Raw genomic sequence first — 19,095 nt, forward strand, 5'->3', positions numbered from 1 at the left:
CAGAAAGCCCGTTTCCTCGTATAATGCGTAGCTCTCTTGCGCTACAAATGCAAGGGCGTAACACAGTGGTGGTCGTAGCTCAGTTGGTAGAGTCCAGGATTGTGATTCCTGTTGTCGTGGGTTCGAACCCCATCGATCACCCCAAGAATTTGCTAATGAAATCAATTAGTTAGCGCAAAAAGCCCAGTTTAAAAACTGGGCTTTTTTGTTTTTCTGGAATTTGATGTTCCATTTTTTGGAATTTGATTTGCGCGATGTTTTCTATTCTGTTGAATGTGACTTCCTGATTCCATGTCGATAACACCTCAAAGTCACCACTGATACTCCTACAGCGCGACCACTGGGCAGCAAGCCAACCCTTAACAAACCCAGGAACCGTAGAGCATGACTAGTGCAGTCATGGATGCAAAACTTCTCGACAATAGATTCTCTGCATTGAATGCAAAAAGAACTTTGCTCGTCGATTGTGCTCGACCAACTCCGGTAGCCGCATAAAATGCTAGGTACTTAAGTGTTTTACATGAAGGAAAAAATAAGTGTATTCACTCACCAATCTTCACGAGCGCCACGCTAGCCTCCTCTTTCCCAAAATTTATATGCCACGCCGGAAAGTAGGATATAAGAAATTCCTGAAGCAAGTAATATTAAAAAAATGCCTTCCTTGCGAGATGAAAAGTACGTAATACGGGCCAAAAAATGCCATATAGCATGTAACGCGCCATTAGCTCGTTGATTCATCAGTGCAAGATAATAAACAGAACGCAATGTTGCCGCCATTCCAGCCACAATACCAAGAAAGACACCAATAATTTGAAATAACAACCACATTCGATGTTCATTTTTTAGTGCATTAAGATAAAAATCTAGAAAACTATGCTTCTGAGCAACCTCCCGGGCATTTGGAATAATTCCCAATTGAGCAAGATGAAGGAGATAGAATCCAAAGCCAACTGCAATGACCGGCACAAAAATATACCAAACCCATTCAGGGTTGCTGTACTGGTGACGTATTGCAGAAGCAATGCCAGCCGAAAGAATGAACGTCGTACAGGAAAACAAACCACTCAACCAATAACCAAGTATTTCATCAAAATACCGACTGTAGCCCCAAGTGACTCCAACGACGATCAAAGCAAATCCAAAGAAATAAGCCCAAACATCATTTGATGAACTGGAGGACTGCCCATTTTGGTGTACGACGATGGTTTGCTTAAAAACGATGATTGTTTGCTGCACCGTTACCGGTGCATTGGATGGTGGAACATTATTTAGTCCTGCGAACAAAATACCAAGAACAGCCCCAACAAAAGGTGATATGACGACACTTTGAACAAGTGGATCGTTAAACCAGGTTATCAATGCTTGCAAAATGATGATGACTCCTTAAAGTTGGCTAGATGCCATTGAATAGTATCAACGTTATTTATGGGTAGGTAATCGCGTCAAATATTTAACGTTGTCTCATGCGGCTTTCGGGATTCCCTTGCCTTAATCAGCATCTTGCCATCCGGAAAAGCATAAATTCGCCTGCTGGTCATAATTAGAATCGAGTCAAACGCAGTACGATAAAAGCATTTTTCAAATGAATTACACTCACTTCTGCTCCCCCTTAGTGTCCAGCAAAACTTCCGGCCTCACATCCCCGGCAGGTACAGCCTTCGGCACAGCAGTGCTTTGACTCCCCGTTCCGGTCGACATGCGCTCATCCTTCAAATTAAATTCGCCTTTAAAATACAGCGAAGCGATGATAATGAGGGAGCCGAAAACAATGGCGATCACCCCGGGTGAATTGGTTTTTAGGTCGGCCAGGTTTTTCTCGTTAGCGGTGGCAGCGACGCCGATGGTTTGATTGATCGTCAGAAAAGATACCAGCAAGCCGCCCGCGGCCAGGGCAATGCCTGTCAGTGCGGCAATGTCGCGCAAAATGCTGTTATAAATCAAGCCTATCGATGTGACGATGAACATATTTCCAAGGTCTTTGGTATCGCGCAACCAGGCCAGCGTTTGCCAGACGCTCAGTCCGATGATGAACAAAATCCCCAGGATGGAAGCCATCAAGAGTATGGCGGCGGTTGTCCAGGCCTTATTGATGATTGCCGGGGACAAGGGCGTACCCGGAGTATGCTCAGTCGGTGGTGGCGTGGCAGCCTGCACCTCCAGTGGTACTGACGTCCGTGTTGCCAATGATGTTGGCGCAAGCTGAAGCGTAGATAAGCTAGCTTCTGCTTTTTTCTCGATTTGTTCGTTATCGCTAGTCATACTGAACCTTGCAATGAGTTGGTTTCAATAATCTGTTTTTGGCGATCAGAATACCGGCATATGGTCAGTCCCCTAGGTTGGATCTATTTGCATAGCCACTCTCTGAAGATTCTATGACGCATACCGAGCATTCAAATGCATTTATATCAATAATACAGTAACAGTTTATGATATGACAATAACGGCAATGAGTAGCACCAGATTAAGGATGATCGTGGCAAAAAAGGCACGTCGGAAAGAGGTCTTCTGTGTCTTATGGCGGAAAATACTTTGTGCCACGACGGCACCCGGCCAGCCGCCTGCCAGGCCGCATAGAAGCAAGGTCCGCTCGGAAATTCTTGGCCCGCGCTTGCCCGCGGCAGATTTGTCGATGGCATACATGCATAGTGTGACCAGGCTCATGATGGCATACACCATGAGCAGCAAGCCGGGTATAAGTAAACGGGGATCAATAGCGGACATAAGGAATCTACATTGCAGCAATTCGCCACATCAAAATGCGGCGTGGAAACTGTAGATTATTGCATGCCAAACATGTCAGCCATCACAACATTCTGGCCAGCAGTGCTTTTTCATATTTGGCATCCAGCGGAATACGTACCTTATGCCCCGCCCCACCGATGATGCTCAGGGATTGATTGTCGGTATTACGCATTTCTGCCAGTTTAACGATTTCATTGCCATTTGGAGAAATGATTTCTATCTCATCACCGATGGCAAAGCGGTTTTTGACTTCGACTTCAGCCCAGCCATCTGCCACCCGCAAAACCTGGCCCACATACTGGCTGCGGTGCGCCTGCGATACGCCTTCCATATAGTTTTGATGTTCTTGCGTATGGTGACGCTGATAAAAACCATCGGTATAACCACGATTGGCAAGACCATTCAACTGCCCCAGCAGGTCGGTATTAAATGGACGACCGGCCACCGCATCATCAATCGCACGTCTATAGGTTTGAGCAGTACGGGCGACATAGTACAAAGACTTGGTGCGACCTTCGACCTTCAGTGAATCGATGCCGATTTTAGCCAGTCGCTCCACATGCTCAACGGCACGCAAATCTTTAGAATTCATGATGTAGGTGCCATGTTCATCTTCAAGTATGGGCATGAACTGACCTGGCTTACCACCCTCTTCTATCAGGTAAGGCCTATCTGCCAATGGATGGCGCGGCATGTCGCCCATGGCAGAAAAAGATTGATTGGCTTCTTCCAGCGCTTGCTGGTAATTGAATTTGATACTTTCAACCGGGATGCGTGCCAGATCACCGGTTTCATTCTCGGTAGCGTTTTCCACCTTGTAATCCCAGCGGCAGGAATTGGTGCAGGTGCCCTGATTGGGGTCGCGATGATTGAAATAACCGGACAATAAACAACGGCCAGAATAGGCGATGCACAAGGCACCGTGGACAAACACTTCCAGTTCCATATCGGGGCATTGCTGGCGGATTTCTTCTATTTCATCAAGCGACAATTCACGCGAGAGGATCACGCGGGTCAGGCCTATCTTTTTCCAGAATTTCACATCGGCCCAGTTGACGGCATTGGCCTGCACGGACAGATGCACCGGCACTTCTGGCCACTTTTCCCGCACCATCATGATCAGGCCAGGGTCAGCCATGATGAGGGCATCTGGCTTCATGTTGATGACGGGTTCCATATCGCGCAGATAGGTTTTCAGCTTGCTATTGTGCGGGAAGATATTGCTGGCGACGAAAAAGAGTTTGCCGCGCGCATGGGCATCGTCTATGCCCTGCTGCAATACATCAAGAGTAGAAAATTCATTATTGCGGGCGCGCAGGCTATAACGTGGCTGGCCTGCATAGACTGCATCGGCACCAAAGTCGAAAGCGGCGTGCATTTTTTCCAGCGAACCGGCGGGCAAAAGAAGTTCTGGGGCTTTGAGCATGGCAAAAAAATCCGAAAAGAAAAATGTTCGCGATTTTAGTGCCATTCCGCCAGTAAGACAAAATTTACCCTGCCATTAGTTGATCTGCATCAACCTGGCCTATTCAGGCATGTTCAGGCATAGTCAAGCATCATTGGTACGCATGGCAGTCAACTCATTGAACACCAGCGCAACCAGCACAACGATACCGCCATAGATACTGGCTGTAGCTGGCACCTCACCCGCACCAAGCCAGGCCCAGATCGGTGCCAGCAAGACCTCAAGCAGGGACAATAAAGCGATTTCCGGTGCAGTCAGACTATTCGACGCCCTGACCATCAGCATGCAGGGCAAACCCAATTGAAAGAAACCGAGTATCGCGAGTATGCCAATATCATGCAGCGAGGCTTGAAAAGGCCAGGCAAATGGCAGCATCATCAGCGCAGAGATAGTGCCACCCAAAAACACTGCGGGCACCAGATCAACCGCATGACCACCTTTTTTAAGAATGATGACATTTGTCGACGCCGCCAGAGGTATGCCAAAGGCGATCAACATACCAATCAGGCCGCGCTCATCTACTTCAGAAATGCTGCCAACAAACATCCAGCCCATGCCTATGCAAGCTGCTGCAATCGCCCACCAGGTACGCGCCGGTATGCGCTGCTGCAATATCAGCCACGCCAGAAATGCAGTGAACAAAGGTGTCAGGCTTTCCATGATGGAGGTATTGGCAACCGTGGTCATGGTCAGTGCGATCATGAAGCAGCTATACATGGTGGCCCACATGCAGCCAGACAGAAATCCTATCTTGCCCAGCAATTTAAGGCGCGGGATGAAGGCCCATTTATATTGTCGCAGCATGACGCCGGCAATAAACACGGCGGCAAAAAAACTGCGCCAGAAAGTCACTTCAAAATTACGTGCCACTTCAAGATGACGGGTAAATACACCGGCAATACTCCACAGGGTAGCAGCGCAAATCATCAGCATCACCGCTTTGCGGTGAGTCATTTTATTTTGCATGTTGATCCAAATAAAAAACCCGTTTGACTCTGGCCAAACTGGCTAGAGCAAAACGGGTTGATCTAGATGCGGCAGAATTGCCAGCCGCATCAGTCAAAAGAAATCAGCTTATTCGCGTGATGCCTTTTTACGTTCGTGCTCTTTCAGGAAGCGCTTGCGCAGACGGATGCTCTTAGGTGTGACTTCAACCAGTTCATCGTCGTCAATAAACTCAACCGCGTATTCCAGGTTCATCTGGATAGGTGGAACCAGGCGTACCGCCTCATCTGTACCGGAAGAACGAACGTTGGTCAATTGCTTGCCTTTGATCGGGTTCACCACCAGGTCATTGTCACGGGAATGGATACCGATGATCATGCCTTCATACACTGGGTCATTGTGGCTGACGAACATACGACCGCGGTCTTGCAATTTCCAGATAGCGTAGGCAACTGCTGCGCCATCATCTTGCGAGATCAGTACGCCATTGCGACGGCCACCGAGTTCGCCTTTGGAATTGTCGACTGGTGCGTATTCATCAAACACGTGGCTCATCAAGCCTGTACCGCGTGTCAGTGTCATGAATTCACCTTGGAAGCCGATCAGGCCACGTGCAGGAATACGGTATTCCAGACGAACACGACCTTTACCGTCCGGTTCCATGTTTTGCAGGTCGCCACGACGACGACCCAGCTCTTCCATGACGCCACCCTGGTTGGCTTCTTCTACGTCTACGGTCAGGTTTTCATATGGTTCGTGACGTTCGCCATCCACCATTTTGAAGACCACGCGTGGACGGGATACAGCCAGCTCAAAGCCTTCACGACGCATGTTTTCGATCAGGATGGTCAGATGCAACTCACCGCGACCAGAAACTTCGTATGTGGAATCGTCACCTTCAGCCTGCACAACACGCAAAGCCATGTTGGATTTCAATTCACGTTCCAGACGGTCACGGATTTGACGTGTCGTTACGAATTTACCTTCACGACCAGCCAGTGGGGAACTGTTCACCATGAAGTTCATGGTCAGTGTAGGTTCATCAATCTTCAACATCGGCAAGCCTTCAGGCGTGTCCGGTGCGCAGATGGTGGAGCCGATACCGATTTCTTCGATACCGTTGATCAGAACGATGTCACCAGCCAGTGCTTCATCAACCAGAACACGGTCCAGGCCTTTGAATGTCAATACCTGGTTGATACGTGCCTTGGTTGGCTTGTCTTCAGGACCATTCATCCAGACGACATCTTGCAATGCCTTGACGCGACCACGCAGGATACGGCCAACGCCGATTTTACCAACGTAGGAAGAGTATTCCAGGGAAGTGATTTGCAATTGCAGAGGACCGTCCGGGTCATCTTCACGCGCAGGAACGTGTTCCAGGATAGCGTCGAACAAAGGTTCCATATTGCCTTCGCGCACGGAATCTTCCAGGCCTGCATAGCCTTTGAAACCGGATGCGTAGACGATAGGAAAATCAAGTTGCTCGTCAGTTGCGCCGAGTTTGTCGAACAGTTCAAAAGTCGCGTTGACGGCTTTTTGTGGATCAGCGTTTTCACGGTCGATCTTGTTGACGACAACGATAGGTTTCAAACCCAGAGCCAGTGCTTTACGCGTAACGAAACGCGTTTGTGGCATTGGGCCTTCTTGTGCATCTACCAGCAACAAAACGCTGTCCACCATGGACAGAACACGTTCTACTTCACCACCAAAGTCAGCATGGCCAGGGGTATCAACGATGTTGATGTGTGTGCCTTTGTATTCAACAGCACAGTTCTTGGACAAAATGGTGATACCGCGCTCTTTTTCGATATCATTCGAATCCATAACACGGGCATCAACCTGCTGGTTGTCGCGGAAAGTACCGGACTGACGCAATAACTGGTCAACCAGAGTGGTTTTGCCGTGATCGACGTGAGCGATAATGGCGATGTTACGGATAGCGCGTTTTGAAGTAGACATGATAGCGTTCTTATTGGGTAAATCTATTGGGTAAATCGGATAACCTGCGATTATAACATGTTGCAGCGCAAAAGTAGAAAAACTCCTATTATTTCAAGGAGTTGCTACCGTGCGATGACACAATTAATGTTCAGTGGCAATCAGGCGCTCTGGCGCGAGTATGCCGTATTCCTGCAACTGGGCCGAACCCAGCAACTGTCCATCCGATTCACGATAGACGCGAACGCGGCCAGTTTCAATGGGTAATGTAACTTCTTCTTTATTTAATGCCAGGCGCTGGCCGTGCAGAAAGCGGCGGGACAGCTCATCTGTGAGGTAAACAGGGGCAAAGCTGGACAACAAGGCATCAACCGTGTCCAGCAATGCCAGACGCTCAGGCTCTGACAAACTTTCAAGATACTCCAGGGTAATGGATTTTTCCAATACCAGATGACCCACACCGATACGACGCAATTCCTTCAGATGCGCGCCACAACCCAGCGTTGCACCTATGTCTTCACCCAGCACCCGCACATAAGTGCCCTTGCTGCATTTGACTTTAAGACTAAGGAAAGGCGCTTCATAAGCCAGTAATTCCAGCTCATGAATGATAACGCTGCGCGCTTCACGTTCCAGCGTAATGCCGGCACGTGCATATTCATACAGGGGCTTGCCGTCACGCTTGAGCGCAGAATACATGGGCGGCACTTGCTGTATAGGGCCGGTGAATTGCTGCAATGCTTGCTGGATTTGCTCCAGACTGACATCAACCGGCTTTTCTTCCAGCACCTCACCTTCAGTATCCCCCGTTGTCGTGGTGATACCAAGGTGCACGACCGTGGTATAGGTTTTATCTGCTTCCAGCAGGTCCTGGGAAAACTTGGTGGCTTCCCCAAAGCACAGCGGCAGCAAACCAGTAGCGAATGGATCAAGCGTGCCAGTATGCCCGGCTTTGGCGGCATTCAAAAAGCGCTTGGCCTTGATCAGGGCATCATTGCTGGAAAAACCAACTGGCTTATCCAATAGCAATACACCGTGCACAGGCACACGCTTTCTTTTTATCTGCGGAGTCGTCATGTTGTCAGCAGCCTGTTGCCAGGCTGCGCATTCACTGTGTATCAATCAGTCTGGAATCAGTTTTCGCCGTCGTCTTTGGCGCGTGTGGCATTGGCTTCGTCTATCAGTTTTGACATGGCCATGCCACGGATGGTGGATGTGTCATGCACAAAATGCAGTTGCGGCAAAGTGTGGATATGCAGACGCAGACCCAGTTGATTGCGCAGGAAACCGGATGCTTTTGCCAGGGCTTCAATCGTGTTCTTGACCGCGACAGGATCATCCACCAGCGTGGTGAAATACACTTTTGCATGGGCGTAATCGGGGGTAAGTTGCACTTCTGTCAGCGTGATCATGCCTACACGCGGGTCTTTCAGTTCAGACCAGATGATTTCTGCCAGGTCACGTTGAATCTGGTCCGCTACACGCAGGCCACGACCGGGAATATTTTTGCTATGTTTTGCCATAATTTTCTTACATCTCCATAAACCACAACCCCGGAACTGGTCCGGGGTTATCTTGAGTTACAGAGTACGTGCTATCTCTTGTACTTCAAATATTTCAAGCTGATCGCCAACCTGAATCTCGTTGTAGCCTTTCAGTGAAAGACCGCATTCCAGACCGGCTTTGACTTCTTTGGCATCGTCTTTGTAACGCTTGAGCGAATCCAGCTCGCCTGTCCAGGTAACCACGTTGTTGCGCAGCAAACGGACAGACGAAGTACGCCTGACCACGCCATCGGTAACCAGGCAGCCGGCAATCGCGCCAACCTTGCTGACGACGAAGACCTGACGAATCTCGACCATACCAATGATCTGTTCGCGTTTTTCTGGTGCCAGCATGCCGGACAAAGCTGCTTTGACTTCATCTACCGCATCGTAAATGATGTTGTAGTAGCGGATGTCAACGCCGTTAGACTCTGCCAATTTACGGGCAGATGCATCAGCACGGGTGTTAAAGCCGATGATGACCGCTTTGGAAGCCACAGCCAGATTGACGTCGGATTCGGAAATACCACCAACTGCTGCATGTACAACCTGTACACGCACTTCGCTGGTTGACAGTTTGACCAAAGATTGCACCAGTGCTTCTTGTGAACCCTGTACGTCGGTCTTGACGATGATAGGCAGGTTTTTGACTTCGCCTTCGCCCATGTTTTCGAACATGTTTTCGAGCTTGGCTGCCTGCTGTTTCGCCAGTTTGACGTCACGGAATTTACCTTGACGGAACAAGGCGATTTCACGCGCTTTGCGTTCATCGGCCATGACCATGACTTCTTCACCAGCGGACGGCACTTCTGTCAGACCTTGAATCTCTACCGGGATGGACGGGCCAGCCTCGGAGATATTCGCGCCATTTTCATCCAGCATCGCACGGACACGACCATAAGCAGAACCGGCCAATACCACGTCACCACGTTTCAAGGTGCCGGACTGTACCAGGATAGTGGCAACAGTACCGCGACCTTTATCCAGACGCGCTTCGACGACCAGACCTTTGGCAGGTGCATCTTTAGGTGCTTTCAGTTCCAGCACTTCAGCTTGCAGCAAGACGTTTTCCAGCAGGGAATCAATACCCAGACCAGTTTTTGCCGATACCTGTACGAATGGTGAATCACCACCGTATTCTTCAGGCACGACGCTTTCGGCGATCAACTCTTGTGTCACGCGGTCTGCATTGGCACCTGGCTTATCAATTTTATTGATGGCAACCACCAGCGGCACGCCAGCTGCTTTCGCATGGGCAATCGCTTCTTTGGTTTGCGGCATGACGCCGTCATCCGCAGCCACCACCAGAATCACAATATCCGTCGCCTTGGCACCACGGGCACGCATCGCGGTAAACGCTTCATGGCCTGGTGTATCAAGGAAGGTAATCATGCCACGCGGTGTTTCTACGTGATAAGCACCGATATGCTGCGTAATGCCACCAGCTTCACCAGACGCGACTTTGGCGCGACGGATGTAATCCAGCAGGGATGTTTTACCATGGTCAACGTGACCCATGACAGTCACGACAGGTGCACGTGGGAAGGATTCATATTCGCCGTGCTCTGTGGTATCCGTCAGCATGGCTTCAGGATCATCCAGTTTTGCAGCAAAGGCTTTATGGCCCATCTCTTCCACCAGGATCATTGCTGTTTCCTGATCAAGTACCTGGTTGATGGTGCACATCTGGCCCAGTTTCATCAAATGCTTGATGACTTCGGATGCCTTGACTGCCATTTTGTGTGCCAGCTCAGCCACTGTCAGGGTTTCAGGTACAAACACATCTTTGACGATGGCTTCTACCGGTACCTGGAAGTTGGATTCGCGGTCATCATGATGATTGTTGCGACGGCCTTTAGGGCCACCTTTCCAGCCATCACGGCCACCAGATGTATCACCACGGGTTTTCAGGCCACCGCCGCGTTTTTTCGCTGCGTCGTCCTGCCATGTGGAAGACACGTTGGCGGATTTGATCGCCTTCTTGTCTGCAACGGCTGGTTTCTTTTCGTCTTTTTTCTCTGCTGGTGCGCCTGGCTTTTTCTCTGCGACTTTTTTGTCAGCAGGCTTGTGCAAGGTACCTTCAGCCACTTTAGGTGCAGCAGCGACCGGTTCCGGTGCTTTCGCCGGACGGCGTGCTGCATTCATCATTTCTTTAATCTGCGCAACTTCATCCGCCACGGCTTTGCGGGCTTTTTCAGTCGCAGCAGCGCGCTCAACCGCTTCTTTGGCGTCGGTCGCTGCTTTTTTCTTCGCGTCTTCTGCGTCCAGACGTTTTTTATCTTCGTCCACCGCAACCTGTGCAGGCTTTACTTCTACAGGCTTGGCATCCGGCGATTTAACGTCTGCTGCCTTGACAGCCGCAGCAGCCTGTTCAGCTTTCAGTTTTTCTGCCTCTGCCTTGGCGGCTTCTGCCAGTTCAGCTTCACGCATGGCCTGAGCCTGGGCTTCTTTTTCAGCCTCCAGCTTGGCCAGACGTTCTTGCTTCTCAAGCAATTCCGCTTCCTGACGTGCAATCAGCTCTGCTTCTTGACGCGCTTCTTCTTCGTTGCGTGCCTGTTCAGCAGGATCAACAACCACGGCTGCGCCCTGAGCTTCATCAGCAGGAGCATCATCACGTTTGACGAAAGTACGTTTTTTACGAACTTCAACCTGAATGGTACGAGATTTCCCAGTAGCATCCGCCTGCTTGATCTCGGTCGTTTCCTTACGAGTCAAGGTGATTTTTTTCTTTTCTGTGTCCGCAGATACGCCGTGGGAACGACGAAGATGCTCAAGGAGCTTATCTTTGTCTTCCTTTGTCAGCGAATCTGAGGTCGAGCTCTTACTGACGCCCGCCGCACGCAATTGCGTGAGCAGCAAATCTGCTGACATCTTCAGCTCGGTGGCAAATTGGGCTACATTGTTACTCGCCATTCAGTCCTCTTTTTCTATGTGCGCGTTATGAGATTCAAACCCGTGAATTACTTAGCTTCTACGAGTTTCCAGGCTTTGGCTAACAACGCCTTGGCCTGATCATCATATTTAGCGTCGATGAGTTTCATCTCATCATCAGTCACATCTTCAAATGCTTCTTTAATCAATTGACGGGCGCGGTCGGCTGACAATGCCAGGATCGCGCCAAATTCGTCATATGCCAAACCGGCAAAAGCTGCCAGCGTCTTGATACCAACCAGGCCCAGTTTACCTGCGGTGACACGGGTCATGCCTTCGAGGTTGACCAGTTCATCATCCATGCCTTCCAGACCTTCTTCGGAAGCGATGGCTTCTGTCAGCAGGGCATCGCGGGCACGGTTACGCAACTCATTGACGGTATCTTCGTCAAAGGCTTCGATTTCCAGCATTTCGCTGATCGGTACGTAAGCAATTTCTTCCAGACTGGAGAAACCTTCGTCCACCAGGATGTCGGCGACTTCCTGATCCACATCAAGTTTTTCCATGAACAGGCTGCGGATGCCTGCAGTTTCCTGCTCGGCTTTATTGGCAGACTCTTCAGCGGTCATGATATTGATTTGCCAGCCTGTCAATTCAGCTGCCAGACGAACGTTTTGTCCGCTGCGGCCAATTGCAATTGCCAGGTTTTCTTCATCAACGACCACGTCCATACCGTGTTTTTCTTCATCCACCATGATGGAGGATACATTCGCCGGAGCCAGTGCACCGATAACGAATTGCGCCGGATCTTCAGACCACAAGACGATATCAACACGTTCACCACCCAGCTCGCCAGTTACAGCCTGTACGCGTGAACCACGCATACCGACGCAAGTGCCGATAGGATCAATACGCTTGTCGGCAGTAAACACCGCGATTTTTGCACGCACACCAGGGTCACGCGCAGCAGACTTGATAATCAATGAACCCTGTTCGATTTCTGGCACTTCCAGTTCGAACAGTTTCATGATGAATTCTGGCGCAGTACGGGACAAGATAACTTGCGGGCCACGTGCATTGCGATCTATACGCAGGATGTAGGCGCGGACACGGTCGCCAACACGCAGATTTTCTTTAGGGATCATCTGGTCACGTGGCAAACGGGCTTCGATCTTGCCGGATTCAACCACGGCTTCGCCACGTTCCATACGCTTGATGGTGCCAGTTACCAGCGAATCACCTCGCTCAAGGAAGTCAGCCAGGATCTGTTCACGTTCCGCATCGCGGATACGCTGCAAGACAACCTGTTTGGTATCCTGAGCAAAGCGGCGACCAAAGTCTACCGATTCAATTTCTTCTTCAATGTAGTCATCAACCTGGATTTCAGGATCATCTTCTACTGCTTCAAAATGCAGGATTTCCTGATCAGGCAATTGCAGGCCTGCTTCATCAGGCACTACATGCCAGCGACGGAAAGAGCGGAATTCACCAGTATCACGGTCGATTTCTACGCGAATATCAACTTCACCGGGAAAACGTTTTTTTGTCGCTTGCGCCAAAGCATGCTCCAGCGATCCGAAAACAACCTCTTCATCGACGTTCTTTTCACGCGCCAGCACATCCACCAATAACAACAAATCACGACTCATGCTTTGCGACTCCTAAAATCCACTTGCGGCACGAGGCGTGCCTTATCCACATCGGCGAGCGTAAACTCCAGCATGGCCGACCCATCTTTTACTTCAAATTCCAGCTTCAGATTTTCACCTTCAGGCTCGTGCAACACGCCTTCGAAAGTTTTGCGATTGGGCGTGCCCGGCATGGGCATGCGCAATTTCACATTGGCTTTCTCACCAGCGAAACGCACATAGTCTGCAACTTTTTTGAGCGGCCTGTCGAGACCAGGAGAAGAAGTCTCCAGGCGACTGTAATTGACGTTTTCAACCGTCAGCACATGCGATAACTGGTGACTGACTTTTTCGCAGTCTTCCACCGTGATATTGCCGCGCTCAAGGTCTTCCGGTAAAAAATCAATATAAACCCGGAACAGACCGCGCTCGGCCTGCTCAAAGTCCACCAGATCATATCCGGTACCATTGACGGTTTTTTCTATCAAATCCAACAAAGCCAAACTTATTCTCCGAAAAACACTGCTTCACATTTCACAAACCAGGCCACTAGGCGCCACGAACATACGCCCCCAAACACCGGCAAAATTTACACAATGGGCGTCGCTCCGCAACTGCCACATCAAGCCGATAATCGGGAAAACCAAAAAAAAATGGGCTACTGCCCATCTTTTTTGTAGCGCCAAGATTTGAAATCAATAAAGGCAAATTCTGCTAACTACAAGATTATAAACGATAAATTACCTCGTCGCAATGGAAAACGAGGTAATTTCAACACGTTCATTTGCCATAAAACGGGGCAAAAGCAGGTGCTCAGGCACCGCGAGAACGTCTGCGCGCCGCGATCCCCTGTCCTATGGCCTGACCGCTACCACGCGAGGTAGGCCCACGACGTTGCTGTCCGGCATCAGGGAAGCCCAGCGCAGTCTGCAAAGGATCTGGCTGGCGGCTGCGTTTTTTGCCGTTAGCGTTGTTGGCGTTGTTGCCAGCACCGTTGCCCGCTCCATTACGCGGATTGCCTGCATTGCCGCCAGTTTTGTTGCCGTATGCATTATTACCATTGGCATTACCGCCACGCCCCGCACCATATTCAGCACGCTCACTACGACCACTGGACATAGGGAAACCGACTTGCTTCTGGCTAATTGGGCCAGTACCAAAACCAGGCGCCTTATTGCCAAATGGCTTGCCACCCCTGGTTGGCGCAACAGGTTTATCACCACCAGCCTTTTCCAGACCGCTCAGTTTTAACAAGGCGCGCACTGCATCTTCTTCCAGCTCTTCCCAGCGGCCACGTTTCAGATTGGCTGGCAAGGTCATGGCACCATAACGGGTACGTATCAGACGTGACACTGTCAGTCCGACCGCTTCAAACATGCGGCGCACTTCGCGGTTACGGCCTTCACCAATGATGACGCGGTACCATTTATTGACACCCTCACCACCACCATCGGTAATTTTGGAGAATTGCGCCAGGCCGTCTTCCAGCTCGACACCTGCCAGCAAACGCTGACGCATGCCTTCCTCCAACTCACCCAGGGTACGCACGGCGTATTCACGCTCGATACCATAACGTGGATGCATCAGACGGTTAGCCAGATCACCGGATGTGGTGAACAGCAGCAAACCTTCAGTGTTGTAATCCAGACGCCCTACTGCCAGCCACTTACCTACCTTCATGGTCGGCAGACTTTCAAATACCGAGGCACGACCTTCAGGGTCACTGTTACTGACAATCTCACCAGCCGGCTTGTGATAAATCAGCACGCGTGGCGGTTTTTTACTGACTTTACGCATGATGGGCTTGCCATTGATACGCACCTGGTCAGTCGGCAGAATTCTTTGGCCAATATGGGCTGGCTCACCATTCACAGATACACGACCGGCAACGATCAGCTCTTCCATGTCGCGACGGGAACCCAGGCCAGCTTCGGCCAATACCTTATGCAATTTCGGTGCATCATCATCTGCAGTCAGGTCACGGCGCACCGGCTTGGCGCGGCCCTTACCTTTGGCATCATCCAGAGACGAGACATCAAATGCTTCGGACGTTACAAAAGAAAACACATCATCGGCATTATTACCTGCCGGACGACCACCGCGCGCCTGCTGTTGCGGGCGCTTGGACTTGCCACCAGCACCACCGGCAGCATTCTGACGCGGGCCGCGTTCGGTCGGGCCGCGCTCGTCCCTGTCACCACGCTCAACTCTGTCGCCACGGGCCGGACGTTCGCCACGCTCTGCGCGATCACCACGCGGTGGACGCTCCGTGCGCTCGGCACGCTCACTACGCTCTGCTGGCTGGGCCGCAGACTGGACGTCCGCCACAGATGCTACCTGCTCAGTCACCGGCTGCCTGCTTTCACCTGCTTCTGCGCTGACGGCCTTTGGTGTACGCGGTGCACGAGGTGCACGTGGCGCAGATGGTGCAAGTGATGCTTTGGGCGCGCGCGGGGCACGGGCTTTCTTTACCGGCGCTTCTTCTGAAGCTGCTTCCGCAGTTACAACCACATCACCAGCGACTTCTGCTGCCGCCTCTGCACCATCGGTCTTCGGTCGGGAACGACGCATATTGCGTGGACCACGCACACCGCGCTTGGCGGGCTTTGCTTCATCAGCGCCAGCCGTGCCTTGATCATTTGCGCCCGCACCACTATCTGCTTGGTCAGCATTCACATCTTCAGGATTCATTGGATTCATTCTTTAGTTCTAATGGAGGCAACTGGCTGTCTGCCGCGCCTGGTAAACTATCTGGCGCTGCTACATCAGCCACCTGATCACGCAATTCCGTGACGTTTTGAGCTTCACCCCCAACATCACTCAATTCTTCGCCGGGCGTCACGATAGGCGCCCCGGCCACTACTTCAGCCATCCCTTGTTCAGAGGCGGCTTGCACTACTACCTGTTCTTCCGTGACAGGAACCGACTCTGCTGCCTGTGCCTGCACAGCTTCTGTCGCTGCATCTGCGACAGCATGGGCAGCGGTATCATGCACCTGATCAGCGACATCTTCCTGCTCAACTTCCACAGGCATGTCTGGCGCTACATCGGCATCCTCAACGGAAATCAGTTCAGCATCCACCCGGCTGACCTCAACTTCATTTTGTGCAAGTTCAGTTGATACCATCTCAGTTGATGCATCGTCATTGGTGCCCACACCATCGCCCGCTGCGACCGTAGCGGCTTCTGCAACCGCTGCGTTGCCGGCAGCGTTTTCAGCATCGATCTCATTCACAGCGGCAAACATGCCTTCATCCAGCGCAGTCAGTTCAGGTACCGCTTCTTCCGCCGCATCCTTGGTCACTTGCTGCAAAGGCGGCAACTGATCCAGCGATGACAGGCCCAGATCATCCAGAAACTGCTTGGTCGTGGCAAACAGCGACGGTCGTCCCGGCACATCACGATGGCCTATGGTTTCTATCCAGCCACGGTCTTCCAGCGTCTTGATCATTTGCGAAGCCACAGTCACGCCACGTATTTCCTCAATATCGCCACGGGTAACTGGTTGCCTGTAGGCAATAATAGCCAGGGTTTCCAGAGTGGCTCTTGAATACTTGGGTGGTTTTTCCGGGTTCAGCCTGTCGATATAGGCACGCATTTCCGGCTTGCTTTGAAAGCGCCAGCCGGTAGACAGTGCTACCAGTTCTATACCCTTGTCCGACCAGTCGTTACGCAAACCTTCCAGCATCAGTTTGATGGTATCTGCGCCGACCACATCACCTTGATCGTCCGCATCCTGGAACAGCTTTTTCATGGTATTGACCGTTAGCGGCTCAGGCGCGCATAACAAGGCTGTTTCGAGGACTCGCTTTGCCTCAGCAGTATTCATGCAAATAATTACACGGGTTTAGTTGATGTTATGCAGCAAAGCAACTGAAGAAACAGCTGCTTCGACCCACACCAGTTTTGTATTAAATAAATTATGTTGCTACCAACCTGGCAGCAACGCCCTTCATGCGGGCGAGTAGGGACTGATCGGTCACGCACAGAATCAAACGGCGCGCAATCCCTAAAATTAGTAGACACTGGATTGTAGTCCAGAAATTCACTGATGATCAAAAATATCGTCATCAAATAATAAAAAAGCCACGACATGACGTGGCTTTTTAATGAATTTCAGATCAGCAGCGGTAAATTTTCGGTCCCAGGCACTAACGCGATAAACCTTACGTCTGCCTTTCCGAACACGATCCACCACCGAAGAGCCAACCACAAGCCCTCTTGCAACCCCCACGCCAAAACGTGAGGCGCGAGATTAACACGCATTGGAAAAATTTGCACGACAGGATTTAGATATTTGCTTCACTAATGACTAAGGCAATTTGCAAAAAAATATCTCTATTGCAACACTTATCCCATCGGCGTGGACAATCCCCTCATCTGGCCTGACGCGCATAACTGACCGTCAGCATCTCCCATTGATGCCCGTCCGGCTCGTTCCAGTAAATCATGTTGCCACCATAGTCCGTATTGATTTGCCCATCCATAGGCCCACGGACTGAACTCCGGTAGGCAATACCGGCTGCCTGTATGCGCCCCAATATCTCGTCAAAGTCTTGCTGGCTGACGCGAAAGCAAAAATGATAGATGGGGAAGTCTTCTTCGGTATCCATAAAATCCAGGGTCAGGCCATCACTGACAAACACGGGGGCAAACGGCCCCAGAGAAGTCGGTGCCCATGGCACACCCAACAACTCCGCCAACTGCCTAGCAGAAGCCAGCTTGTTGCGTGTGGGGACGATCGCATGATCAAGCTCTATAGACATGGCATGACTCCTTGAGAAGCTGAGGATAAAAGCAAGACAATGATTATATTTTACTAATTTCCAACTGATCGAGAGCAATATATGCCCGCGCACAAAAACGGCAATAAGCCAAAAACAGCAGCGACTATTCGTTTTCATACGGTGATTTACGAGCATCCCGCCGGAAGCGATCATCTTTAACCGATAACGCGCAGCGCCCTTTATCCATCGCCGACAAAGTCACCATATCCTGCTCAAAACGCAAACTACGCGAGCAACCGGCGTCTTCAAAACGCAGCTCACCATTGGGGTTTACTTTGCCAGCCGTTTGCAATAGCACGTTGCCAGCAGAATTAGGGCAGATATACAACAAGACCTCTACCCCGTCAGCGGGGTAACTAGGTGTCACGTCGAGATAGGTGCCATTACCAGGACATGTCCCGGCGACATAGCGCCCCATGTATTTCAAATGCGGGTGCCGCAAAAATGCCAGCCGGCGCTCATAATCCATTTTGAGGCAAGCCACATCAGACTTGCATTCGGCGTCACGGGTCTTCAGCCATTCGCGCTGCTCAGCACGTAAAAAATCCTTCCAATTTCCCGCAGGCCACAGCGCCTGTGACGTCTTGAATGCCTGCCCCACATCAGCATCAAGACCGGAGATCGTCGTGTCGGCACAGATAGTCTTTTCTGTAGGTGTTCTGGCCTTGGCACAATCAAAACTGGCCGCGTGGGCAGATGACATGCCCGTAGCGCTTATCTGTACCAACAGACTCATGCAAAAAACAAGGCTGACGCGGAATTGACTGATCTGGCGAAAATTCATGAAATGCCTCACAAAATATTGCCTGGAAAACTGCCAGCATATTCAAAAATACGGTAATTACAAGTGACAAACCTGATCAAATTCCTGCATACGCTGGCGTTATAACATGTCTCAGGAAGTAGTTCGCGCATGCCCCCTATAACAAACACCTTCTGCCAAGATAAAAAACCGGCAGTTTTGCACGTACCAATCTTCGCTTCCTGCAAGCAAAATAATTAACCAGGGGTATCTTTTTCACACAAAACGAATCTTTCACATGGACTTTATCATTCGTCGATGTGTAAAATACATTTAAATTGCAAATAACACAATCAACATTCAATATAATCCACGTTACCAGCCTCATTACTGCCTGCAATAAGAAAAATGAAGGAATTTGAGCGCATCT

At 50.6% G+C, this 19,095-nt stretch carries 15 protein-coding genes and 1 tRNA gene; 1 reads left to right on the forward strand and 15 read right to left on the reverse strand.

The window, feature by feature from the left end:
- Positions 1–68: 68 nt before the first annotated feature.
- A tRNA-His gene (locus ACO0LK_RS19430) sits at positions 69–144 on the forward strand.
- A 426-nt stretch (positions 145–570) separates the two neighbouring features.
- On the opposite strand, the gene ACO0LK_RS19435 is transcribed toward ACO0LK_RS19430, so the two are convergent.
- From ACO0LK_RS19435 to ACO0LK_RS19505, 15 genes are all read right to left on the reverse strand, one after another.
- Positions 571–1,368: a hypothetical protein gene (locus ACO0LK_RS19435; RefSeq protein ID WP_422977931.1), complete on the reverse strand. Its 798-nt coding sequence runs from the start codon at positions 1,366–1,368 to the stop codon at positions 571–573.
- A 225-nt stretch (positions 1,369–1,593) separates the two neighbouring features.
- Positions 1,594–2,259 carry a hypothetical protein gene (locus ACO0LK_RS19440; protein ID WP_422977933.1) on the reverse strand — a complete coding sequence of 222 codons (666 nt, stop codon included), beginning with the start codon at positions 2,257–2,259 and terminating at the stop codon, positions 1,594–1,596.
- 165 nt (positions 2,260–2,424) lie between these two features.
- The gene (locus ACO0LK_RS19445) at positions 2,425–2,721 is read right to left on the reverse strand and encodes a DUF1294 domain-containing protein (protein ID WP_422977935.1); all 297 of its coding nucleotides are present in this window, start codon (positions 2,719–2,721) and stop codon (positions 2,425–2,427) included.
- Positions 2,722–2,803: 82 nt separating this feature from the next.
- The gene (gene yegQ, locus ACO0LK_RS19450; RefSeq protein ID WP_422977937.1) at positions 2,804–4,168 is read right to left on the reverse strand and encodes a tRNA 5-hydroxyuridine modification protein YegQ; all 1,365 of its coding nucleotides are present in this window, start codon (positions 4,166–4,168) and stop codon (positions 2,804–2,806) included.
- Between the two features lie 123 nt (positions 4,169–4,291).
- Positions 4,292–5,161, reverse strand: a complete 870-nt coding sequence (locus ACO0LK_RS19455) for a DMT family transporter (RefSeq protein ID WP_422977939.1) — start codon at positions 5,159–5,161, stop codon at positions 4,292–4,294.
- Between the two features lie 120 nt (positions 5,162–5,281).
- Positions 5,282–7,114, reverse strand: coding sequence for a translational GTPase TypA (typA, locus tag ACO0LK_RS19460; protein ID WP_186949354.1), 1,833 nt, complete (start codon positions 7,112–7,114; stop codon positions 5,282–5,284).
- A gap of 123 nt (positions 7,115–7,237) precedes the next feature.
- A complete protein-coding gene (gene truB, locus ACO0LK_RS19465) occupies positions 7,238–8,170 on the reverse strand; it encodes a tRNA pseudouridine(55) synthase TruB (RefSeq protein WP_422977942.1) in 933 nt (310 codons plus the stop codon).
- Between the two features lie 56 nt (positions 8,171–8,226).
- The gene (gene rbfA, locus ACO0LK_RS19470; RefSeq protein ID WP_186949352.1) at positions 8,227–8,616 is read right to left on the reverse strand and encodes a 30S ribosome-binding factor RbfA; all 390 of its coding nucleotides are present in this window, start codon (positions 8,614–8,616) and stop codon (positions 8,227–8,229) included.
- Positions 8,617–8,673: 57 nt separating this feature from the next.
- Positions 8,674–11,550: a translation initiation factor IF-2 gene (gene infB / locus ACO0LK_RS19475; protein ID WP_422977944.1), complete on the reverse strand. Its 2,877-nt coding sequence runs from the start codon at positions 11,548–11,550 to the stop codon at positions 8,674–8,676.
- A gap of 47 nt (positions 11,551–11,597) precedes the next feature.
- On the reverse strand, positions 11,598–13,157 hold the full coding sequence (gene nusA / locus ACO0LK_RS19480) for a transcription termination factor NusA (protein ID WP_186949350.1): 1,560 nt from the start codon (positions 13,155–13,157) through the stop codon (positions 11,598–11,600).
- The gene (gene rimP / locus ACO0LK_RS19485) at positions 13,154–13,639 is read right to left on the reverse strand and encodes a ribosome maturation factor RimP (protein WP_186949349.1); all 486 of its coding nucleotides are present in this window, start codon (positions 13,637–13,639) and stop codon (positions 13,154–13,156) included. The genes nusA and rimP overlap by 4 nt, the downstream gene beginning before the upstream one ends.
- A 310-nt stretch (positions 13,640–13,949) precedes the next feature.
- Positions 13,950–15,827, reverse strand: a complete 1,878-nt coding sequence (locus ACO0LK_RS19490) for a pseudouridine synthase (protein WP_422977947.1) — start codon at positions 15,825–15,827, stop codon at positions 13,950–13,952.
- On the reverse strand, positions 15,817–16,965 hold the full coding sequence (gene scpB / locus ACO0LK_RS19495) for an SMC-Scp complex subunit ScpB (RefSeq protein WP_422977949.1): 1,149 nt from the start codon (positions 16,963–16,965) through the stop codon (positions 15,817–15,819). The genes ACO0LK_RS19490 and scpB overlap by 11 nt, the downstream gene beginning before the upstream one ends.
- A 547-nt stretch (positions 16,966–17,512) precedes the next feature.
- Positions 17,513–17,902, reverse strand: coding sequence for a VOC family protein (locus ACO0LK_RS19500; RefSeq protein WP_422977951.1), 390 nt, complete (start codon positions 17,900–17,902; stop codon positions 17,513–17,515).
- Positions 17,903–18,026: 124 nt separating this feature from the next.
- Positions 18,027–18,707 carry a lysozyme inhibitor LprI family protein gene (locus ACO0LK_RS19505; protein WP_422977953.1) on the reverse strand — a complete coding sequence of 227 codons (681 nt, stop codon included), beginning with the start codon at positions 18,705–18,707 and terminating at the stop codon, positions 18,027–18,029.
- Positions 18,708–19,095: the final 388 nt, after the last annotated feature.

The organism is Undibacterium sp. Ji49W, from assembly GCF_049340205.1.
Classification (GTDB): domain Bacteria; phylum Pseudomonadota; class Gammaproteobacteria; order Burkholderiales; family Burkholderiaceae_D; genus Undibacterium.